General features: G+C 47.4%; 16 protein-coding genes and 1 tRNA gene. 12 read left to right on the forward strand and 5 right to left on the reverse strand.

The genetic code is table 11. The features are described 5' to 3' along the window. The first annotated feature begins 79 nt into the window (after positions 1-79). Together IEY13_RS13270 and IEY13_RS13275 are read left to right on the forward strand one after the other, a co-directional pair. On the forward strand, positions 80-2,563 hold the full coding sequence (locus IEY13_RS13270; RefSeq protein WP_229687855.1) for a ThuA domain-containing protein: 2,484 nt from the start codon (positions 80-82) through the stop codon (positions 2,561-2,563). Between the two features lie 128 nt (positions 2,564-2,691). Then, a complete protein-coding gene (locus IEY13_RS13275) occupies positions 2,692-4,788 on the forward strand; it encodes a rhamnogalacturonan lyase family protein (protein WP_188952854.1) in 2,097 nt (698 codons plus the stop codon). Positions 4,789-4,863: 75 nt separating this feature from the next. Here the strand turns inward: IEY13_RS13275 and IEY13_RS13280 are convergent, their stop codons facing one another. Further along, positions 4,864-6,057 (reverse strand): THUMP domain-containing class I SAM-dependent RNA methyltransferase, encoded by a 1,194-nt coding sequence (locus IEY13_RS13280; protein ID WP_188952856.1) that lies wholly within the window; start codon positions 6,055-6,057, stop codon positions 4,864-4,866. 98 nt (positions 6,058-6,155) lie between these two features. Beyond that, positions 6,156-6,833 carry a hypothetical protein gene (locus IEY13_RS13285; RefSeq protein WP_188952858.1) on the reverse strand — a complete coding sequence of 226 codons (678 nt, stop codon included), beginning with the start codon at positions 6,831-6,833 and terminating at the stop codon, positions 6,156-6,158. A 237-nt stretch (positions 6,834-7,070) separates the two neighbouring features. Here IEY13_RS13285 and IEY13_RS13290 point away from each other — a divergent pair, with 237 nt between their 5' ends. The 4 genes from IEY13_RS13290 to IEY13_RS13305 all read left to right on the forward strand — a co-directional run bounded on the left by IEY13_RS13290 (position 7,071) and on the right by IEY13_RS13305 (position 11,626). Further along, complete coding sequence (locus IEY13_RS13290; protein WP_188952860.1) at positions 7,071-7,535, forward strand: hypothetical protein; 465 nt, start codon at positions 7,071-7,073, stop codon at positions 7,533-7,535. 44 nt (positions 7,536-7,579) lie between these two features. Further along, positions 7,580-8,017 carry a hypothetical protein gene (locus IEY13_RS13295; protein WP_188952862.1) on the forward strand — a complete coding sequence of 146 codons (438 nt, stop codon included), beginning with the start codon at positions 7,580-7,582 and terminating at the stop codon, positions 8,015-8,017. 806 nt (positions 8,018-8,823) lie between these two features. After that, positions 8,824-9,111: a hypothetical protein gene (locus tag IEY13_RS13300; RefSeq protein WP_188952865.1), complete on the forward strand. Its 288-nt coding sequence runs from the start codon at positions 8,824-8,826 to the stop codon at positions 9,109-9,111. Continuing rightward, on the forward strand, positions 9,098-11,626 hold the full coding sequence (locus IEY13_RS13305) for an excinuclease ABC subunit UvrA (RefSeq protein WP_188952867.1): 2,529 nt from the start codon (positions 9,098-9,100) through the stop codon (positions 11,624-11,626). Before IEY13_RS13300 ends, IEY13_RS13305 begins: the two co-directional genes overlap by 14 nt. Before the next feature lie 418 nt (positions 11,627-12,044). On the opposite strand, the gene IEY13_RS13310 is transcribed toward IEY13_RS13305, so the two are convergent. Beyond that, complete coding sequence (locus IEY13_RS13310) at positions 12,045-12,362, reverse strand: hypothetical protein (protein WP_188952869.1); 318 nt, start codon at positions 12,360-12,362, stop codon at positions 12,045-12,047. 212 nt (positions 12,363-12,574) lie between these two features. Here IEY13_RS13310 and IEY13_RS13315 point away from each other — a divergent pair, with 212 nt between their 5' ends. Continuing rightward, positions 12,575-13,036: a hypothetical protein gene (locus IEY13_RS13315; RefSeq protein ID WP_188952871.1), complete on the forward strand. Its 462-nt coding sequence runs from the start codon at positions 12,575-12,577 to the stop codon at positions 13,034-13,036. Here IEY13_RS13315 and IEY13_RS13320 read toward each other — a convergent pair. Both IEY13_RS13320 and IEY13_RS13325 read right to left on the reverse strand, forming a co-directional pair. Then, positions 13,010-13,083, reverse strand: a tRNA-Arg gene (locus tag IEY13_RS13320). The two genes, IEY13_RS13315 and IEY13_RS13320, sit on opposite strands and share 27 nt — an antisense overlap. Before the next feature lie 96 nt (positions 13,084-13,179). Next, positions 13,180-13,449 carry a hypothetical protein gene (locus tag IEY13_RS13325; RefSeq protein ID WP_188952872.1) on the reverse strand — a complete coding sequence of 90 codons (270 nt, stop codon included), beginning with the start codon at positions 13,447-13,449 and terminating at the stop codon, positions 13,180-13,182. A 26-nt stretch (positions 13,450-13,475) separates the two neighbouring features. On the opposite strand from IEY13_RS13325, the gene IEY13_RS13330 reads away from it, so the two are divergent. From IEY13_RS13330 to IEY13_RS13350, 5 genes are all read left to right on the forward strand, one after another. Next, positions 13,476-14,699 (forward strand): MFS transporter, encoded by a 1,224-nt coding sequence (locus tag IEY13_RS13330; protein WP_188952874.1) that lies wholly within the window; start codon positions 13,476-13,478, stop codon positions 14,697-14,699. A 27-nt stretch (positions 14,700-14,726) separates the two neighbouring features. Further along, on the forward strand, positions 14,727-15,410 hold the full coding sequence (locus IEY13_RS13335) for an alpha/beta fold hydrolase (protein ID WP_188952876.1): 684 nt from the start codon (positions 14,727-14,729) through the stop codon (positions 15,408-15,410). A 17-nt stretch (positions 15,411-15,427) separates the two neighbouring features. Further along, on the forward strand, positions 15,428-16,954 hold the full coding sequence (locus IEY13_RS13340) for a 3'-5' exonuclease (RefSeq protein ID WP_188952878.1): 1,527 nt from the start codon (positions 15,428-15,430) through the stop codon (positions 16,952-16,954). A gap of 159 nt (positions 16,955-17,113) precedes the next feature. Next, on the forward strand, positions 17,114-20,353 hold the full coding sequence (locus tag IEY13_RS13345) for a SusC/RagA family TonB-linked outer membrane protein (RefSeq protein WP_188952881.1): 3,240 nt from the start codon (positions 17,114-17,116) through the stop codon (positions 20,351-20,353). Between the two features lie 15 nt (positions 20,354-20,368). Then, the gene (locus IEY13_RS13350; protein ID WP_188952883.1) at positions 20,369-21,901 is read left to right on the forward strand and encodes a RagB/SusD family nutrient uptake outer membrane protein; all 1,533 of its coding nucleotides are present in this window, start codon (positions 20,369-20,371) and stop codon (positions 21,899-21,901) included. The last annotated feature ends 120 nt before the right edge of the window (positions 21,902-22,021 follow it).

Consider the following 22,021-nt stretch of genomic DNA (forward strand, 5'->3'; position numbering starts at 1 on the left):
ACATTCACAGCGCATGCGTTCACCACCGGTGCGTTTGGCGTTTTATTATTGGCTTTCCGGCACCTTTAAAAGTTTGTTCATGAAAAAATTAACCGGGTGTATTTTCCTGGCGCTGATTGCCTGTTTATGGCGCTTTAATGGTTTGGGCCAACCGGCCAATCCCCGTTTTCGTGTGCTGGCTTTGTATGAAAACGGAGGGCACCACCTTGCTTATTCCAGAGCAGCCCGTATATGGCTGGATAAGCTGGCAGCTGATAGCAGTTTTGCTATTGAGTATATTAACAGTGCCAACCTGATTACCGATGACTATTTATCCCGTTTTCAGGTTTTTCTACAGCTGGATTATCCGCCTTATACCTGGCCGGAAAAAGCCGTTAAGGCATTTGAACAGTATATAGAAAAGGGTAAAGGAGGCTGGATTGGCTTTCACCATGCAACGTTGCTGGGAGCGTTTGATGGTTATGCTATGTGGCCCTGGTTTTCTGACTTTATGGGTGGCATCCGCTTTGAAAATTATATTCCCGGTTTTGCATCGGGTAAGGTAAATGTTGAAGACACCGCACATCCGGTAATGAAGGGTGTGCCGCGTTCTTTTGTAATTGATAAAGAGGAGTGGTATACCTGGAACAAAAGCCCGCGTGCGCAGGTACGGGTGCTGGCCAGTGTAGATGAAGCAACCTACCAGCCCGATTCAAAAATAAAAATGGGAGATCACCCGGTAGTGTGGAGCAACCCGGCATGGCCCGCCCGCAATGTTTATATTTTTATGGGGCACGCTCCTGAGCTTTTCAACAACACGGCTTATACCACATTATTCCGGAATGCGCTTTTCTGGGCAGCTGATAAGCCTGCCCGGCATCAGGTGCATGTTAACCAGGTGGGCTGGGATGCTCAGGCGTGCAAAACAGCCATTGTGCAAACGGATAACCGCAATGCAGATACTGCTTCTTTTTTCATCAGACGGGAAGCCTCGCAGGCAATTGTGTTCAGCGGTAAGCTTGGCAAAGGGCAGCAGGTAGGGGAGTGGGCGCCGGGAGATTATTACTATCAGGCTGATTTTTCTGCCGTACGGCAGCCCGGTGTATACCGGTTGCTTGTATCGTTGCGTGGTGCGCCCTGTTTATCGCCCCCTTTTCAGATTGCTGATAAGGCACTGGCCAGCCTTACCATACCTTCCATTATCCATTATTACCGTAAACAGCGGGCCAATACGCCGCAGGAACAGGCAGCGGATAGCAACATGCTGTTGTTTGGCAGTAATAAAAGGGTGGACATTCGCGGGGGCTGGTGCGATGCCTCGGGCGATATCAGTAAATACTTTTCACATCTGGCCTACACCAATTTTATGCTGCCGCAGCAGATACCGCTGGTTACCTGGTCTATGATTAATACGGTAGAAACTGCACCGCAATTGTTGACTACGCTAAAAGTAAAAGATTCGCTGGAACAGGAAGCTTTGTGGGGCGCCGACTATCTGATGCGTTCACTATCCCCTGAGGGGTATTTTTACATGACGGTGTTCAGCTACTTCAAAAAAGACCCCGCTGCCCGCCGTATTGTGGGGTTACTGGCCAATAGTGTTACTACCGCAGATTACCAGTGTGCTTTCCGCGAAGGCGGCGGAATGGCTATAGCTGCGCTGGCCAGGGTATCGCGCTGGAAAAAGCATGGCGAAGCAACTGCTGCGCAATACCTCGCTGCCGCCCGCCGCGCCTTTGCACACCTGCTGGTGAACAACACGAAATATGCCGACGATGGCCGGGAGAATATACTGGATGATTATTGCGCATTAATGGCAGCCACTGAATTATGGAGGGCCACCGGTGAAGCACTTTATCAGAAAGAAGCACGCAGGCGGGCCGGTAACCTTGCACACCGCCTGGACCCTGAAGGGTATTTTATTGCCAATGAGGGCAGCCGTCCTTTCTGGCATGCGTCTGATGCCGGGCTACCCGTAGTGGCTCTAAGCCGCTACCTCGCCATAGAAACAGACACTGCTTATGGCAATGCCGCACTCAACACCATCCGCGGCTGGCTCAATTACCAGTTAAACGTAACCTACGAGGTAAGCAATCCTTTCGGGTATGCCCGCCAGACATTTGCCTTGCAGAATCAGATAAGGAATGGCTTTTTTATTCCCCATGAAAATGAATCGGGCTGGTGGTGGCAGGGGGAGAACGCACGGCTGGGTTCTGTTGCTACCGCTTTGCTTACAGGCGCACAACTGGTATATAACCAGCCTGCCGATAAACAGAAAAGGGATTCTCTGACTGCACTGGCAACCCGGCAGTTGGATTGGATATTGGGCAGCAACCCTTACTCTATGTGTTTTCTATATGGTTTTGGCACAAGCAATGTGCCTTACATGGCTTCTATGTATGGCCATGGTTCTGAGAAAGGCGGTATCTCCAACGGCATTACCGGCAAAGATGGCTATGCTGATGGCAGCGGTATTGATTATAAACAGGAAGCAGCCGGCAATGAATGGCGCTGGACCGAGCAGTGGATACCGCATGCCGCATGGTTTATGCAGGCGGTTACAGCGCTGGCGGCAGGTAAGTAATTACTGCCCTCCGGTTACATTATTTTTTTTCTGCTAACTACCCCCACATTTTCTTTTTTCAGAAGTCTACCTGTTATCCGAAACCTATGATTGCGTTATAACGCTTGTCACCAATTAACGATTATCATATGAAAAAAACAGTACTTCTTTCTATCTTTCTTTTCTTTTCAATTGTCTGTTGCGTTCAGGCGCAACGCATAATGGAACGGCTTAACCGGGGCGTAGTGGCGGTAAGAACCGGGAATAATGTATTCGTCAGCTGGCGTTTGCTGGCGCTGGACCCTTCCGGCATCGGTTTTAATCTGTACCGCTCTGCAAACGGGGGAACAGCTGTTAAGTTAAACAGCGCCGTACTTACGGGTGGAACTAATTTTACAGACAATTCTGCCAACCTTACCCAACAGAACGTGTACTATGTACGGCCCGTGATAAGCGGGGTGGAACAGGCGGCCAGCAGTACATTCCGCCTGGCTGCCAATGCAGCAGACAAGCCATGTTTTACCGTGCCGCTGCGTCCCGGCCCGGCCATTCATTTTGCGTGGGTGGGAGATCTGGATGGCGATGGTGAGTATGACTATATTGTAGACCGCCTGGATTATAACGGAGGCGGCTGCCGTATTGAAGCTTACAAGCGTGATGGCACTTTTCTCTGGGATGTGGATTATGGCCCCAACAGTGTAAATATGAACAATATTTCGCCCGGTGCAGCCACTATAGATGTTGGGCATTGGGATGGCGTAACGGTGTATGATCTGGATCAGGATGGCAAGGCAGAGGTAATTACTAAAATCGCTAACGGGGTACGTTTTGGCGATGGTAATACCTGGACTAACAGCAGCAATACCCGCCAATGGATGGCGGTGCTGGACGGGCAAACAGGTGCGTTAAAAAGTTATGTTACCATTCCACAGGATTACAGCAGCGTAGGCCCTCTGGCTTGCAACCTGGGCATTGGTTACCTGAATGGTACCAACCCCAGCATCATAGGCAAATTCAAAAACCGTAACGCAGATGGCTCTTTCAATATGATGATCTGTGCGTTTCGTTACAATGGAAGCACCACCACTGTGCAATGGAAATGGCTTCGTGGCTCCTCTGCGGCGCCTGACGGGCACCAGATACGTATTATTGATGTAGACGGTAATGGCACGGATGAAATTTGTGAAATCGGTTTTTGCCTTAACAGTAACGGTACGCTGCGGTATTCGCTGGCTGGCCAGGGCGTGGTACATGGCGATAGAACGCATATTGGCAAGCTGGACCCTAACCGGGCAGGAATGCAGGGGTATGCTGTGCAGCAGGATAACCCCAGCGGTTTGCAGGAATATTACTACGATGCCAATACCGGCGCTATTCTATGGAAACATATTGGTGCGGTAGCTGATGTAGGCCGCGGGGCAGCGGGTGATATTGATCCCCGTTATAACGGTTTTGAAGTGTGGTCTTTTGGTGGCGTATATAATGGCCCCACAAACACCAAATTAACAGATGATCCGGCGCGGCCTTATCCCAATTTCAGATTGTGGTGGGATGGTGATTTGCTGAGTGAAAACCTGAACGACGAAAAAATTGAGAAATGGAATTACACCACATCCACTTTTTCCAGGTTGGTAACCATGTGGAATTTTGATGGGGCTACGGGCAGCGATCGTGGTGCGCCTATGTTTTATGGTGATATACTGGGCGATTGGCGCGAAGAGGTGATTGTTACCAATGCTGATTTTTCGCAGCTGGTTATTTTTACCACCAACGTACCTACCAGTACCCGGTTATATACCCTGGCGCATAACCCGGCCTACCGCAATTGTATGACTATTAAAGGCTATATGCAATCGCATCATCTTGATTACTTCCTGGGCAATGGTATGGCTACGCCACCTGCGCCTTCTATAGCCTATGCAGGCCCCGGGCTTACACCCGGTACGGTAATGGCTGCTCTGGCCACAGCAAAAGCTGCTGTTACCCCTGAACTACAGATTAACCCCAACCCCATACAGGGAGGAACGCTGGCTGTTCGGGTGAAGGTGCCGCAAGCGGCTGATTATACTTTTACTATTTCCGGCATGCAGGGGCAGGTGGTATTTCAGAAGCGGCTGGGTAAACTGGCAGCAGGTGATTTTAAAACCAATATTGATATTAATGCAGTAAAACTGCCTGCAGGCACCTATGTGGTGGGCATGCAAACAAAAACGGGTGTGTTATCTACCCGGGTAATTAAGTTGTAGACCTTTTTATATTTAAGTGTCCGGCGCTACAGCTGCCGGACACTTAAATATAAATGCTATCTTCTGATCAGATCACTAATTAGCAGGTGGTGTAACTATTTCTTTGGGTATGGAACGGGTGCCACTGTACAACTCATATTCCAGCAGGCGGCAGTCAATAGTACTGTTATAAAACTCTATACGTCGTGTTGCTTTCAGGCCTATCTTCTTGGCAAGTTCAAGGTTGCCGGTAAATACATAGCCAAAGTAACCGCCACATTTTTGTTTCATAAAATCACCTATCCGGCTATATGTTTTTTCCAGCTCTTCTATTTCTCCCAACCTCGCTCCGTATTCAGGATTCACAAAAAATACACCGGGTACATTTGGGGGTACCGTTGTATCTGCAAAATCACAAACGGCAAATTCTATCAGGTTGCCCACGCCGGCCGCCACTGCATTCTTGCGGGCGTTTTCAATAGCTTTGGCGCTGTAATCGGTAGCTATAATACGAAGTCCCGGCACTTCTTTAATCTGCTCTTCCAACCGGGCGTCTTCCTGCAGGTATACCTGCTCATCATAACCCCGCAGGTGCATAAAAGCATAGTTGGTTCTGAATAAGCCGGGTCTGCGGTTTGTGGCAATCATGGCAGCTTCAATAGCAATAGTACCAGAACCACACATGGGGTTTACAAAAGCGCTTACCCTGTTCCAGCGCGAAGCATAAATAGTGGCCGCGGCCAGTGATTCCAGCATCGGCGCCTGACCGGGTATTTTACGGTATCCATGACGGGCCAGTGAATCGCCCGAGGTATCTATAAACACTTCAGCGTTCTCGTTTTTCCAAAACAAATGAATTACAGCACCTGTTAAAGCAGCGCCTGTGGAAGGGCGTGTTCCTTTTTTGTCGCGCAGCCTGTCTATAATGGCATCCTTTACGCGCAGGTTAGCGTACATGTTGTTGTTAATGCTGTCGTTGCTAACATTGCTGGTTATGGAAAAGTACCCTCCATCGGGTAAGATGTTTTCCCAGGGATAGTGGATCAGGTTATTATATACGTCATCAGCATTATATGCCTCAAACGATTGAAGGCTGTACAGTACCTGGCTGGCACAACGGAGGTTCAGGTTAAGCCTGATACATTCGTTCACCGTTGCTTTTAACTTAACACCGGTAACAAAAGTTTCCATCAGGTCAAAACCAAGCTCTTTTACTTCCTGTTCCAGATAAGGCATAGCCCGCTTATGACAACTGATAGTAACATTTCCTGGGGTGGTGTATATGTTCATGCCGCAAAAATGCAGAATTTCACCTGCCTGCGGAAATTTCCAGAATGTTTTCCCTTCAACGATTGGAATGTAGCACCTTACCGGTTATCAGACCCGTTTTATTGTTCCCATGTAAGCCCACCTACCTGGAAAGTAAATATAATCTTCTGCTTTCCTCCGTTGTCTTCCAGTAATAGGGTTGATGCCTCTTTCAGCAGCGATATGAATTTGCTGGTATCGTCAATGATAAAACCATTGGTTTCGTTACTGTCGTAACTATAGGGGGTTATATCAAATGTAACCGGCTTGTTTTTGTCGAAGCGGAAGCGTACCCGGCTGAAGTTAACATTGTATTCTCCAGAGGTACAATATATGATTGCTTTTGTTGGCTCGTTTGCGTTCCTGGTTAACAATATCGTCATATAGCCTTTACTGGAAACCCATTCACGGCCATTGCTGGAAGTAACAGTTGTATTAGTAGTTGTTTTGCTTTTAGGGCCGTTCAACATACGCCCCACCACAGTTTTATTGCTATATCGCTGCCTGTTTTGCACTGTTTCTGTTGTGGTAGTAGCTGTAGTGCCTGATTTGTCTTCCCAATGCCCGCCGGTGATTACACTTTCGTCAGAATGCCGGAAAGCTGTGTACGTAGTGTCTGATGTCATGGGATCCTCCTTTTTCCTGTATGCCCAGCCACGCTCTTCGGCTTTTCTTATGGCATCCATAGAGTCACGATATATTTGTCCACGAGCTGCATTCTCTGCTAACTCCCGTTTTTCCGCATCCTTTTTTGCCATCCAGTTTGAACAATTGGAACCCACCAACAAACAGATAAGGATGATGAGGCGGCGATAAATTCAGGTTGTTTTAACAGAATGTTGCAGGCAGTTACTTCATTTTGTTTACTAAATGGAATATCTTTAGTTCCTGCATGGTTCGTGTTGAGTGATTTTTCGTATCCAATATTTATGATAAACAGCATCCGGCTAACGCTGGTATGAATTGTATTTTAATCCTATAAATATTGGAACCTTATGGAATCAAACTCCGACATCCGTACGCAAATGATTGATCTGCTCAGTCAATGGCAGCAACCCTGGGAAGGTACTCCCGAAGAATTTTATGTATTTGTTTTTATGATGTATGCCGGCACTTATCAGGAGGTGCTGGAAAAGGATCTTTCTGATCCGGTTAATGGTGTACTCCGAAGCCATTTTGAAACCTTTGCAGGAGGGTTTATGAATATTTTTGCGGTAGACTTATCGCCTTATGAGAGCTTCGGCGATCTGATTGATAACGGCAACTGCGACCACCTTATACGGGAAGCTGCTTTTAAATGCAAACAAACGCTGGAAGAAATCTGTACCCTGGAGGAAGTAACTGCGGACGGAACCATTGAGTTGAGTCCGGAAACGCAGAAAGAGTCTGCATTAAACGATCTGATTACTGAAATTTTTATGAAGCGTATGCAGATGTTTTTCTCTTTTAAAGAACAGTAACCTACTTCATACACATATTACACCACATCTTTCAACCGTACACTATGTATATTATTAATAGAAAAACCGATAACCGGAAAGCTATACGCAAGGGAGTGTCTAATCCCGAAGAGATGTTCCCCATGCCTGATATGTTATTTTCCATTGATTTGAAGCAGAATAATGGTAACCTGCAACTGGAAACCAGAGTAATAATTGTTGCCGGAGATGAGGATAAAGAGTTGGCTTTTGATGGGCAGGACAAAATAGAATACCTGGCGGAGTTTGGAAAGGCGATAGACTACTTTGAAATGGCAACGGAGGTTAAAAGCTTTGTTGAAAATTGCATCAGTAAAGCAAGGGAGGCCTGTGCGGAGGATGGGTGTTTTTACCCCGCTGCATTTGAGTTTCCTGAGATTGATGTGGCTGAAATAAGTGGGGATATTAAAGAAGGATTTACCAAAGAAGATCAGGGATGGTTAGTGCAGGGGATACCTGAATAGATTTAGATAAGGGAATGAATGGGTTCAGGTTGCCATGTATTACCGGCCTGCAGGTGTTTACTTTATTAAAAACTTTACTGCGCCAGTAACGCCTTATTAGCGCCTGATACCTGGCATCAAATATCCAGAGGCAGGCATGCTGTTGCAAGGGTTATCAGATCTTTCCCTGTTATAGTGGTGAAATTTGCATAAGTCTGTGAGCATACTCCGCGAGTGCGCTGCAGTACTTACATAAGGGTATGATTGTACTACGCGGGAGCGGTGTAAGACTTACATAAGGGTATGACAGTACTCCCCGGGTGCGCTGTAGGACTTACATAAGGCTATGATTGTACTCCCCGGGTGCGATGTAAGACTTACATAAGGCTATGACAGTACTCCCCGCGTGCGGTGTAAGACTTACATAAGGCTATGATAGTACTCCCCGGGTGCGCTGTAGGACTTACATAAGGGTATGATTGTACTCCCCGGGAACGTTGTAAGACTTACATAAGGGTATGAGTGTACTGCCGGGGTGCGGTGTAAGACTTACATAAGGGTATGAGTGTACTGCCCGGGTGCGCTGTAAGACTTACATAAAGGCATGAGAGTACTCCCGGGGTGCGGTGTAAGACTTACATAAGGGTATGAGCGTACTGCCCGCGTGCGTTGTAAGACTTACACAAGGCTATGAATGTACTCTCCAGGTGTGATGTAAGACTTACGTAAAGGGGGAGTGTACTCGCCGGATGTGCTGTAATACTTACATAAAAGACTCTGAGTTTTCTCCCCGGGTACGTTTACAATCAACACGAATTTGGTGGGTAATGTTCTTAGTAGCTGAAGATAAGTCCGGGAAAGTTGTTCTGCCTGCAACAGAGATGGCGGTGTTTAAAAAGGATATTGTGGATTTCAGACTGATTTGTGTATACAAAAAGACAGGCGGAGTGATGCTGGCCATTACAGCACCTGTTTATCAGAATGCTGACTGCGATATTATGTACTTTCATCTGATACCACCTGATAATATGGCCGGGTACAGAAAAGCTGCTAACAACCATTGCGTTCGTTTAGTTTTGTGCCACGAAACTGTGTTGAATTATGGAGAAACATAAGGGAGATGATTTCAGCGGATATGTAGAAGTAAGGGGCGCGAGAACGCACAATCTGAAAAATGTTGACCTGCTGGTGCCCAGAGATGCATTGGTTGTTTTTACAGGTGTGTCAGGCTCGGGGAAATCTTCGTTGGCATTTGGAACGTTGTATGCTGAGGCGCAACGGCGTTATCTTGAATCGGTTTCTCCTTATGCGCGCCGGCTGTTTAATCAAATGTCTGTACCCGAAGTTGATCAGATTCATGGCTTGCCTCCTGCGGTGGCTTTACAGCAGGGCAGGGGGGCGGCTAACACACGCTCAACCGTGGGCAGCGTTACCACCATTTCCAATTTGCTGAGAATGCTTTATTCCAGAGCCGGAAATTACCCGGACGGTCTGGGAATTATTTACGCAGAAGGCTTTTCTTCAAATACCCCGGAAGGGGCCTGTCCGGAATGTCATGGACTGGGAAAGGTTTATTCCGTAACAGAAGATTCTATGGTGCCTGATGCTTCTCTTTCAATCCGGGAGCGGGCTATTGCTGCCTGGCCAACCGCGTGGGGCGGGCAGAATCAGCGGGATATTCTCACAAGTATGGGCTATGATGTGGATGTGCCCTGGAAAGACCTGCCCCAGCAAACGAGAGACTGGATTCTGTTTACGGAAGAACAACCCGAAGTGCCGGTTTATCCGGGCCTCAGCCTTAAAGAAACCCAAAAAGCAATACTACAGAAGCGTCAGCCAGACTACATGGGCACGTTTACCAGTGCCCGCCGGCATGTAATGCACACGTTCGCTAATTCGCAGAGTGCCCAGATGAAAAAGAGGGCCGCCCAGTATATGCTCAGCGTCAGATGTCCGCTTTGCGAAGGTAAAAAGCTTCGTGCAGCCTCTCTGCTTGTTAAAGTAGCAGGGCTGGATATTGCAGAGATAAGTAGTTTGCCCCTCGCAAGGCTGCTGGAAATTGCTAATGTCCTGGCTTATCAGTCTGATCCTTCTCGTGATCCGATACAGGATGGAAAGTGTGTGGTAACGTTCCGGATTGCGAATGAACTGATTGCCCGGTTACAGGTTATCCAGGATCTGGGGCTGGGATACCTGGCGCTGGATAGAAGTACGCCTACATTGTCTCCCGGTGAATTGCAGCGGCTGCGGTTGGCTACCCAGGTGCAATCCCATCTTTTTGGTGTTGTTTACGTTCTGGATGAGCCGTCAGCTGGTCTGCACCCGGCTGACACACGCGCCTTAATGAATGCACTGCAAAAGCTGAGGGTGGCGGGAAATACGGTGTTTGTTGTGGAGCATGAGATTGATGTTATTGCTCAGGCGGACTGGATTGTAGACGTTGGTCCGGCAGCTGGTGAGTCCGGTGGAGAAATTCTGTATAGCGGTCCCGCTGATGGGTTGAAAAACGTTCCAACATCACTTACAGCGAAATACCTGTACCAGAAATCCCCATTAGCCCAGGGGCAAAGAAAACCGAAAGGTTGGTTGAAGCTGGCAGTAGTTCAAACCAATAATCTGAAAGATGTGGAAGCCTCTTTTCCGATAGGTGTTTTTACGGCTGTTTCAGGAGTTTCCGGATCGGGGAAAAGCAGTCTCGTCAGCCGGGCGCTGGTGCAACTCATGCGGGAGTACTTAGGTAGTCCGGCAGAGGTGGAGCATGATGATGCAACTGAAGAGGTGCTGCACAGTGCTGAAGAGTTACCCGTTGAGGGGAAAATAATATCAGGGCAGGAGCTTATAACCAGGCTGGTTGTTGTAGACCAGAAACCTATCGGGCGTACACCCCGTTCGAACCTGGCAACTTATACCGGACTTTTTGATTATGTCCGTTCCTTGTTTGCCAAAACATCACTCGCAAAGAGCCGGAAATATGATGCGGGGCGGTTTTCTTTTAATGTTGCCAAAGGCAGGTGCCCCCATTGCAAAGGGGAAGGCCAGGTTATGGTGGAGTTGCTGTTTCTTCCGAGTGTTTATTCACCATGCCCGGCCTGTGGTGGATCGAGGTATAATGCTGAAACGTTGCAGGTGCGCTATCGGGATAAGGATATCTCTGAGATTCTGAAAATGAGTGTGGATGAAGCCTGGGCATTTTTTGAGGGAGAGGACGTGATCAGGGATAGTTTGCAAGTAATCAGGGAAGTTGGGCTTGGATATCTTCGCTTAGGCCAATCGGCGACAGAGCTTTCTGGCGGAGAAGCCCAGAGGATAAAACTGGCAACCGAACTTCAGGGCAAACAACGTGGAAGTACGCTTTATGTGTTGGATGAACCTACAACAGGTTTGCACCCTTCTGATGTTGAAAGGCTGTTGCTGCAACTTAACAGATTGGTAGATGCCGGGCATACAGTTGTGGTTGTGGAACATGATATGGATGTGCTTGCACAGTGTGACTGGATTATTGATATGGGGCCCGGTGCTGGTAATGAAGGGGGAACTATTGTTGCACAGGGGAAGCCGGAAGATATCCTGAAAGCTTCAGGCAGCAAGACTGCGCCATACCTGAAATCCAGAATGGCTAGTGGTAACTAATGGTACGGCGGGTAATCCACTTACGCCCTTGTTTGTCTATCGGGTACTTCTCCCGCCAAAGCCCCTTTTTGTCATGTTTGTCGTAAAAGGTGCGATTGTCGCAGGTTGTGTCTACGTCTATCCAGGCTGATTCTACTAATTGGCCTCGACCATTGTACACATAAGTTCTGGTGCCGCTAATCTTATTTTCACTATCCTGGCTGGTGATGTTTGCAAGTTTACCATCAGGGGTGTAACTGTGTATATTAATAAAGTATCTGATGGGGGCATTTGATGAATAAGTAAAGTTGGTGAAGGAATAAAGATTCCCGTTTACATACTGGAAATTGCTATCAACTACGCAGCGTAAGCGATGTAGGCTGGTTTCAATGAATTCCTCTGATTTGACCAGTTTCTTTTCTTTATTATAGTGATTGCGCTATTCCCGGGTGAAGTATCTGATTTTTTCATTATTACGTAACTCGGTTTCGCGTATAATCCGGATGCTGTCTTGCGTGGTATAGGTATAGGTTCGACGGTCATACCAGCCCTTTTCTTTGCAATAGCTTTGGGCTTCAATTACCCGGGAAGAATCATCGAATTTGGAAACTGTGGTTTCGCCAAATACATTCTCAACCTTTACTTTCCTGATGGGAATGCCTTTCAAATCGGGCATTTCATACAATAATGTAACCTCGCCCTGGGCTAAGACTAAACAAGGAACCAGGGTGAATAAAAAGCAAATAAGGCGTTTCATGTTGTTATAATGAATAACTAAAATAACGTATTTATAGTTTTGATCGGATCGGGTTGAAAAGTTTGGGGATGGTTTAAAAACGCTTGTTTTGCAGTCCTAAAAAGTAAGAGATTGGATTTGAAAGGGAGTGAGTGTTGCTCTGACCGTTTATAGTTGCCAGAATGGTTTTGATCCTAAATTATAAACAGGTGCCTTACAATCAGGTTCTGTTTATGAATCAGGGAAAAATACCACTTTATTTTTTCTCCGGCGAGCTGGCGGAAACGCTCAGAAAGCTCTCCCATTTGCCCGGACAACTCTCCGGAGTGGTCGGAGAGTCCTACCGGCCTTTTCTCCAACTCTCTGATTTGTCCGGAGAGTTGGCGGAGCATTCCGGAGAGTTGCCTGAAATAACCAGAAAGTTGCCTGAGCATTTCAGAGAGTTGTCTGATTTGCCCGGAGAGTTGCCTGAACGTTCCGGAGAATTGTCTGAAATGGCCAGAAGGTTGGCGGAAACGATCGGCGAGTTGGTAGAAATGCCCGGAAAGTTGGGCCTGCAAATGCGTGAGCTTTCAAAAGAGCGTAGATCAAAAGCTATATGCCAAAACTCCAGCACGCGTAAAATGAAAAGAGGAAAACTGTTTTTCAACAATTTTCCTCTTTCTGTGTGTCCCGGATTGGATTCGAACCAATGACCTACTGCTTAGAAGGCAGTTGCTCTATCCAGCTGAGCTACCAAGACTTGTTTGCCGAAGCGGATGCAAAAGTAATGATCTGTAATGCATTATCCAAGAATTAGTTGAATAAATTTTCAGCAAAACCGGAAAAATAGCGGCAATTATTCGTCCTCAAAGTCCAGATGCACCTCGTGTACCACAAATTTTGCATGGGGAACGGGCTCGCTCAGTTCTGTTATATCCTCCGAATCAATGGAGTACACGGTATCGTCGGTTAAAATAAATTCGGGATCGGGCGTGAGTTCGTAGAATCTGATATCGCCGCCGGTTTCCATTTCGGCCACTTTTACCATGCGGATGCCGTTTTCTTTCCAGTTAAGGCGGATTTCTTCTGTAAAGATGTAATAAGGAGATGACTGATTGTTTGACATGGGCGTAAAGCTACGGTTCTTTTACAATGTTGTACTTTCGTTCCGCATTTCAAAAGGTAATTACAGTGGATACTACGGCGCCTAAGAGCATTTATAACCTGCAGTTTGGACTCGTGTGTGCAAGCTCCTTTCTTTTCTCAGCCAGCTTTAATATGTTGATTCCTGAGCTTCCGGCTTATTTAACCAGTATGGGTGGGGCGGAGTACAAAGGGTTAATTATTGCCTTGTTTACGCTTACAGCAGGCATATCGCGCCCTTTCAGCGGCAAGCTTACCGATACCATCGGGCGCGTGCCGGTAATGGCGGTGGGTTCGCTGGTGTGTTTTGTGTGTGGTTTTTTGTATCCGCTGCTTACCACCGTAGTGGGGTTTCTGCTGCTGCGCCTGGCGCATGGTTTTTCAACCGGGTTTAAACCTACGGCTACGGCAGCTTATGTGGCAGATCTGGTGCCTGCAGAAAAATGGGGCGAGGCTATGGGTATTCATGGTGTATGTTTCAGTACCGGGCTGGCTATAGGGCCTGCTATCGGTAGTGCTATTACGGCGTATTATTCCATCAATATTTTGTTTTACTGTTCCTCACTGTTTGCCTTACTGTCTATTGTAATACTGGCGAACATGAAGGATACGTTGCCTGATAAGCAACGTTTTCAGTTGTCGCACCTGCGTATTCATCGTAAAGATATTTTTGATATGCGGGTGTTGCCGGCCGTGATTATCATCTTTCTCAGTTATATCACCTATGGTGCTATATTAACAGTAATTGCAGACTGGAGTGCACACCTGGGTACAGCGAACAAAGGGCTGTTTTTTGTGGTGTTTACAATGTCTTCATTATTGATACGGTTTGTGGCAGGCAAGGCCTCGGACCGTTATGGCCGTACTATTGTAATAGGTATTTCGCTGTGTTTGCTGGCTTTGGCTACGCTGATGATTGCGATGGCTAAAAACTCCGCGTTGCTGATGGCGGCCAGTACAGTATATGGTATTGCCACGGGTATGTTGTCGCCCGCTGCTACGGCATGGACAGCCGACCTGAGCGATCCCGGACAACGGGGAAAGGCAATGGCTACCATGTATATTTCGCTGGAGGCGGGTATTGGTTCCGGCGCTTTGCTGGCGGGCTGGCTGTTTATCAGCGACTATAGTATGATACCGTTTATTTTCTATATCTGTACTGCACTTACGGTTGTGGCGGTATTGTATCTGCAGTTTCTGTACAAGCCCAGGTTACAGAATCCGGTTGCCTAAAGTATAAAGTAACGTATCTTCCCTTGCATGAAAATGCCGTTACTATTGCTGCATGGCGCTATAGGTGCGCCTGTACAGTTGCAAACGATTGCTGATATACTGGAAGATAAATATGCTGTATACACACCGCCTTTTCCCGGGCATGGCGGGGTAGCCATGCCGGACGAACCTTTTTCCATTCCGTTTTTTGCAAAGTTTATAGCGGATTACATAGTGCAGTACTCACTGGCACCGGTAACCATTGCAGGTTACAGCATGGGCGGTTATGTGGCTATGTATCTGGCCAGGCACCAGCCACACCTGGTGAAGCGGGTGGTTACGCTGGGTACCAAATTTTATTGGGATGCAGCAGTGGCGCAGAAAGAAACTGCGTTGTTGCAGCCGGATACTTTACTGGCTAAAGTACCTGCCTTTGCGGCAACGCTGGAGAAGATGCATGCGCCGAACGACTGGAAGCAGGTGCTGGCGCGCACGGCAGATATGCTGCAGGCAATGGGGCAACACAATCCGTTACAGGAAGAGGACTATGCGGAGATTACCGTGCCGGTAACGGTGATGCGTGGTGACAGGGATAAGATGGTTACGATGGAAGAAACGCTGGCAGTATATCAGCGTTTATCCAATGCCCGCCTGGCAATTGTTCCGGGTACACCGCATGCGATAGAGCTGGCACCGGAAGACCTGCTGGCTGCTTTGATCAGTTTGGCGTAATTGCCTACATTCGCGCCATGCTTACAGCAGAACAGACGGCGATTATTAATAGTACAGGAGATATAAAGATTAATGCTGTAGCGGGTTCCGGTAAAACCACCACGCTGATTGAATATGCACGCGCGCGGCCAAAGCAGCGCATTTTATATCTGGCTTTTAACAAGGCGGTAAAGCTGGAAGCGGAGAAAAAGTTTGCAGAAAAGGGCCTTACCAATGTGCGTATAGATACAGCCCATTCGCTGGCATATTATCCCATAGTACGCGGCAACAACTACACGGTAAAAACAGAAGGATACAGCGCTCCGGAAATTGTAGAGCTGCTGGGCCTGCATACGCTTACAGGCAGGCAGGTGGAGTATATTATGGCCACCCATATACTGGGGCTGGTGGCGTATTTCTGTAACAGTGATAAGGCAAAGGTGCAGGAGCTGGACTATGCGGCAGCCGTGCAGGATAAAGATGCCAGGCAGTTTGTAACGGAGCATTATGAGCAGATTGTATTGCAGGCACGGGTGCTGCTGGATAAGATGAACCGGGGAGAGATTGCGGTTACGCATGATTTTTACCTGAAGAAGTACCAGCTGAGCAGGCCGGTACTGAACTATGATATTATTCTGTTTGATGAAGGGCAGGATGCCTCAGAAGCCATGCTGGCGGTGTTTTTATCGCAACGGGCTACCAAGGTGATCGTAGGGGATACCCATCAGCAGATTTACAGTTGGCGTTACGCCGTAAACTCGCTGGATAAGGCGGATTACCCCTGCTTTAACCTGAGTGCCAGTTTTCGTTTTGGTGAAGAGGTGGCTGCGCTGGCGCAGGATGTGATAGGGTGGAAGAAGCACCTGAAACAGAAAGCACAGGTGCAGATACGGGGCCTGGGTAAGCCGGGTAAAATTACTACAAGGGCTTGCATAGCCCGCACCAATGCGGGCCTGCTGGTAAAAGCCATTGAGTTGCTGATTGAAAAGAAAGAGATTAAAACGGTATACTTTGAAGGGCGTATTGAAAGCTACACCTATGCTTCGGAAGGGGCCTCTATATACGATGTGCTGAACCTGTACAACGGGCAGCGCGACCGTATACGGGATAAAATGGTAGCCTCTATGCGTAACCTGAAAGAGCTGGAGGATTACATTGACAACACAGCCGACCCGCAGCTGCGGATGCTGGTGGATATAGTAAAAGAGTACGGCACAAAGATTCCCGGTTATATTAAGAAAATTAAAGACAGTCACCTTACTCATGATGACAAATCGAAAGCCGACATGGTATTTTCAACCGTACACCGCTGCAAGGGCCTGGAGTATGATGAGGTAACACTGGCCGATGATTTTATCACAGAGAAGAAGCTGATACGCATGTTCAGCGGCAAAGAAAAGGTAAGTGCTGAGCGGCTGGCAGAAGAGATTAATTTATTGTATGTGGCTGTAACCCGCACCCGCAGTGAGTTGTACTTTCCGGATAGTCTGTTGCCTGAGAGTACAGAGAAGGCACCTTACTACTTTGAGAAAACTCCGGACAAGCCTGCAACAAACATACGTTAGCTGCTTTTTTGCGCCTGTTTCAAAAATAGTTTGCAGCAAAAAAAGCCGGAATACGGCAACGAAATATGGCAGTTGGTCTATTAGTGTAGTATCTACATAGTCTCCGAAATTATCTTCGGCGTTCTGGGATTCACACTTTTTTAACCAAAACGGTCATACATGAGAAAGCTGCTATTTTTAGCAATCGGGCTCCTGATGCTTACTGCTGCTGCGTTTGCGCAACAGGTAGTAAAAGGAAAAATTACTTCTGAGGACGGTACCCCCATAGCGGGCGCTACCATTTTTATCAAAGGAACCAAAAAAGGGACTTCAGCCAACGAGGAAGGTGTATTCAGCCTTACCTTACCCGCCAATGCCAGATTTATTGTTGTTTCTGCCGTAGGATACGGTACGAAAGAAGTGGAAGCCGGCAGCGCGGGTGTGCTGCAGGTGAAGCTGGGTGCAGATGCTACTACCATGAGTGAAGTGGTGGTGGTGGCTTACGGCACCCAGAAGAAAGAATCGTTAACCGGTTCTTATGCAGTGGTATCTGCAAAGGATATTGAAAAACGCCCGCTAACCAACCCCGTAGCAGCGCTGGAAGGTGCAGCGGCAGGTATTCAGGTAAACAACACCGTTGGGCAGCCTGGCGCTTCACCTACCGTACGCATACGCGGATTTACTTCGGTGAACGGTGATAACGATCCGCTGTATGTGATTGATGGTGTGCCTTTTGGTGGCAACGTAGCGGATATTAACCCTGCGGATATTGAAAGTATTTCGGTATTGAAAGATGCCGCATCTACCGCTCTGTATGGTGCCAGAGCTTCGAATGGTGTGATACTGATGACCACCAAACGCGGCTCGAAAGGCTTATCCAGCGTGAATTTTACCATGAACCAGGGTTTTTACAACAAAGGCATTCAGGAGTACAATAAGATGAATGCAAATGAATTTATGGAAACCATGTGGAAGGGTTACCGTAATTATCTGATGAGTTCAAACCCCACTACATATCCCACTGCCGCACTTGCCGGTGCCAAAGCCAGCAGCACACTTATCAGCGATTACCTGAAGCTGAACATTTACAATAAGGCAGATGATGCGTTGTTTGATGCCAATGGCAAGCTGGTAGCTGATGCCACCATTCTGCCTGGTTATGCCAGCGATCTGGACTGGTATAAAGACTATGAACGTACGGGCAGAAGGCAGGAGTATAACCTGAGCGGCAGAAGCGGCTCAGACAAAAACTCCCTGTATTTTTCTGTGGGCTATCTGGATGAGAAAGGATATGTAAACTATTCTGACTTCAAACGTTTTGTAGGCCGTATTAATGCTGATCTGCAGGCGACTCCGTGGTTTAAATATGGCTTTAACCTGGGCGCTACGCACCAGACCTCCAACAACACGCCATCCACTTCCGGCAACTCTACGGCGTATGTAAACCCTATTTATTTTTCCAGAACCATTGCGCCCATTTATCCCGTGCATTTGCATGATGCGGCTACCGGTGCATATGTGCTGGATGAATCGGGTAACAAGCAGTATGATGATGGTACCAACACCCGTGCGCAGTATGTAGGCCGCCATGCTATTTGGGAGAACGAACTGAATAAAGATCAGAACTACCGCAACACGCTGAATGGGCAGGTATACATGAATGTGAAATTTCTGAAAGACTTTACACTGGCGTTTAACGGTGATATGAATGCACGTAACAACGATGAGCATACATACAACAATGCGGTTATTGGTGATGGTGCCGGTAACAGTGGCAGGGCTTCACGCACCAACTACCGTTATCTGAACTACACCGTACGCCAGAGCCTGAGCTGGGCTAAGCGTTTTGGTAACCACAGTGTAGATGCGTTTGCCGGGCATGAGAACTACAGCAATGAATACAATTACCTGTACGCGTATAAAACCACAGAAAGTTTTGCCAACGCAACAGAACTGGTAAACTTTACCAATATCACCAGTCTTACCGATTACAAAGATGTATACCGTACGGAAGGTTATTTTGCCCGTGGACGTTACAGCTTTGCAGACAAGTATTTTGCGGAAGCCTCTTTCCGCCGCGATGGCTCATCCCGTTTTGCAGCGGCCAGCCGCTGGGGTAATTTCTGGAGTATAGGTGGTAGCTGGACTATTTCCAGAGAAAATTTCTTTCAGCCCCTGGCTAAGAAAGTAAACTTTCTGAAGTTTCGTACCAGTTACGGATCGGTGGGTAATGATGCAGGTGCGGGTTATTATGCCTCACTGGCCCTGTACGATCTGGCACAGAACGCCAATGCTGCTGCTTTGTATAAAAGCCAGAACGCTGCCACCAACCTGGTATGGGAGGCGAGCGGAAGTACTACTACGGCATTGGAAGGCCGGGTGTTTGATCGCCTGAACTTTACAGTAGAGTATTTTAATAAATGGAGTACCAACCTGCTGTTTGATGTAAACCTGCCACTCTCTGCCGGGGCCACTTCTAACAGCGCTGCCGAGGCTACTATTACAGAGAATGTAGGCAGCATCAGCAACAGAGGATGGGAGTTTACCGTTGATGCGGATCTGTTCCGTACCAAAGATTTCCGCATTAATCTGGGAGCAAACGCTACCCTGATGAAGAATGAGGTAACCAAACTGCATGAGCAGAACAAGGGGGGCATTGTAAACGGATCTAAAAGATATCTGGAAGGTCACAGTATTTACGACTTCTGGTTGTATCAGTTTGAAGGCGTAGATCAGATGACCGGTAACGCACTGTATACACCTAATACAACCGATTTTAATGTGAACGGTTCTGCACCGGGCGCTGCGGAGATACCTGCGGATTATCTGGTGAATATTAATGGTAAATATTATACTACTTACACTACTTATGCGCAGAAAAACTGGAGCGGCAGTGCCATACCCAAAGTGTTTGGTAGTTTCTCGCCGGGCTTTACGTATAAAAACCTGAGCCTGTCTACCTTGTTTACCTATGCTATCGGCGGTAAAACCTACGACAATGCTTATGCCGCACTGCGTTCTATGAGTGGTACGCCTTCGGCGCTGCACAGAGATCTGCTGAATGCATGGGATGGTGTGCCTGTAGGTATGACGGAAACATCGGCCAACCGTGTGGACCCCAATGGTATTCCGGTAGTGGACTTTTACAGAAGCGATAAAAACAACGCGGGTACCTCTACCCAGTTTTTAAAAGATGGTTCTTACCTGGTGGTGAAGAATGTGAACCTTACGTACCGCTTTCCCCAACAGCTGTTAAATAAGCTTACGGTAAGATCGGCCAGTTTGGGTGTAACCATCGATAACCTGTATACTGCTACCAAACTGAGAGGCATGAACCCGCAGCAATCTTTTGCCGGTACCAATGATAACCTGTTTGTAACCCCAAGAGTATTTTCTGTGGTATTCAACGTAGGCCTGTAAACAAAACCTTGTACAATGAGAAAATTAATAAATATACTGGCCGTATCAGCGGCCGTTTCCCTGGCATCGTGCAGTAAGGATTATCTGAATACCAGCCCTACAGATGCTACATCTACCAGTACTGTATTTGCTACTACCGATAACGCTAAAATGGCGGTGAATGGCCTGGCGAAGATGATGACCACGCAATACCTGAGCTCGCAGGGTTTCAATGGCGAGGGTACTATTAAAATGTATTACGGCAACTATCCCGGTAATCACTTTTTTGTAAACCTTTCCGGTTGGGCGGCTATTATCAATTCCACCTACAACGAAAATATATCCAGCATTTACTGTTATTATCCGTGGTACTATTACTACAAAATTATCGGTAACGCCAATTCCATTGTACTTCATGTAGATGAAGCAAGTGGTTCCGCAGCGGTAAAAAACTTTCTGAAAGCACAGGCGCTAACGTATCGCGCTTATTCCTTTCTGATGCTGGCGCAGTTATACGGTAACCGTTGGGATGACAGCAACGATGGCGCTACAGATGGTGTTATTCTGAGGCTGGATGAGAGCACAGGCGATATGGCGCGTGCTACACTTTTACAAACCTATCAGCAGATTTATAAAGATCTGGATGAGGCCATAGCGCTATATGCCGGTTCCGGCGTATCCAGAAGCGCTAATTATGAAGTGGATGCCAATGTGGCTTATGCTATTTATGCCAGGGCGGCTATAACCCGTAAGGATTATGCTACTGCAGAAACCTATGCGGTAAAAGCCCGTACAGGCTACCCATTGATGACCAATGCGGAATACAAGGCGGGCTTTAATACACCCAACCAGGAGTGGATATGGGGTAGCTACGGTGCTTCTGATGAAACGTTGTATTACTATTCCTACTTTGCTTATATCGGATATAATTCCAGCGCCAGTGCCGTAAGAACTTATCCCAAATGCATCAGTCGGGAGTTGTTTGCTAAAATACCTGCTACGGATGTAAGAAAGGGATTGTTTCTTGACCCTACAGGGTATACCTACACTACCTCTTCGGGTAATGCAGGTTCCACTACCGCTTTGTACAAGCGTGCATTTGAGTTGTATCCTAACCTGTACAGTACCTCCAGTGTATTTGCCTATATGCAGTTTAAAGTATCGGCAGCAGATCAGCCGGGTGTGGGCAATCTGAACCATTTTCGTTCTGCCGAAATGTATCTGATTGAAGCGGAAGCAAAGTATTATCAGAACAAAGCAGCTTCGGAGGTGCAGAGTGTGCTGGTGGCTTTGAACAATGGTTCGGGCCGCGATGCCAGCTATACCTGTACTAAAACAGGTACAGACCTGCTGAACGAGATTAAGCTGTACCGCGCTATTGAACTGTGGGGTGAAGGCTTTGACTGGTTTGATATGAAGCGTTGGAATGAATCTATCAGTCGCAAAGGGTATGCAGATGGTGGTAATTTTATTACCAGTCTGGCGGTAACCATTGCGCCAACTGCCAATAACAAGTGGACCTGGAAAGTGCCACAAAAAGAAACGGATTACAATACATTGGCTGAATAAACGCTCTTTTCTGTTCCCTGCATAAAGCCCCTCTGGTAATACCGGGGGGCTTTTGCTTTTAGGTTGGCGCAATCTGCCCGCTAAATGTCTTTTTTGCACCCGGTAAACCGTTGGTGCCGT

Origin of the sequence: Filimonas zeae, from assembly GCF_014641615.1 — a bacterium.
Classification (GTDB): domain Bacteria; phylum Bacteroidota; class Bacteroidia; order Chitinophagales; family Chitinophagaceae; genus Filimonas; species Filimonas zeae.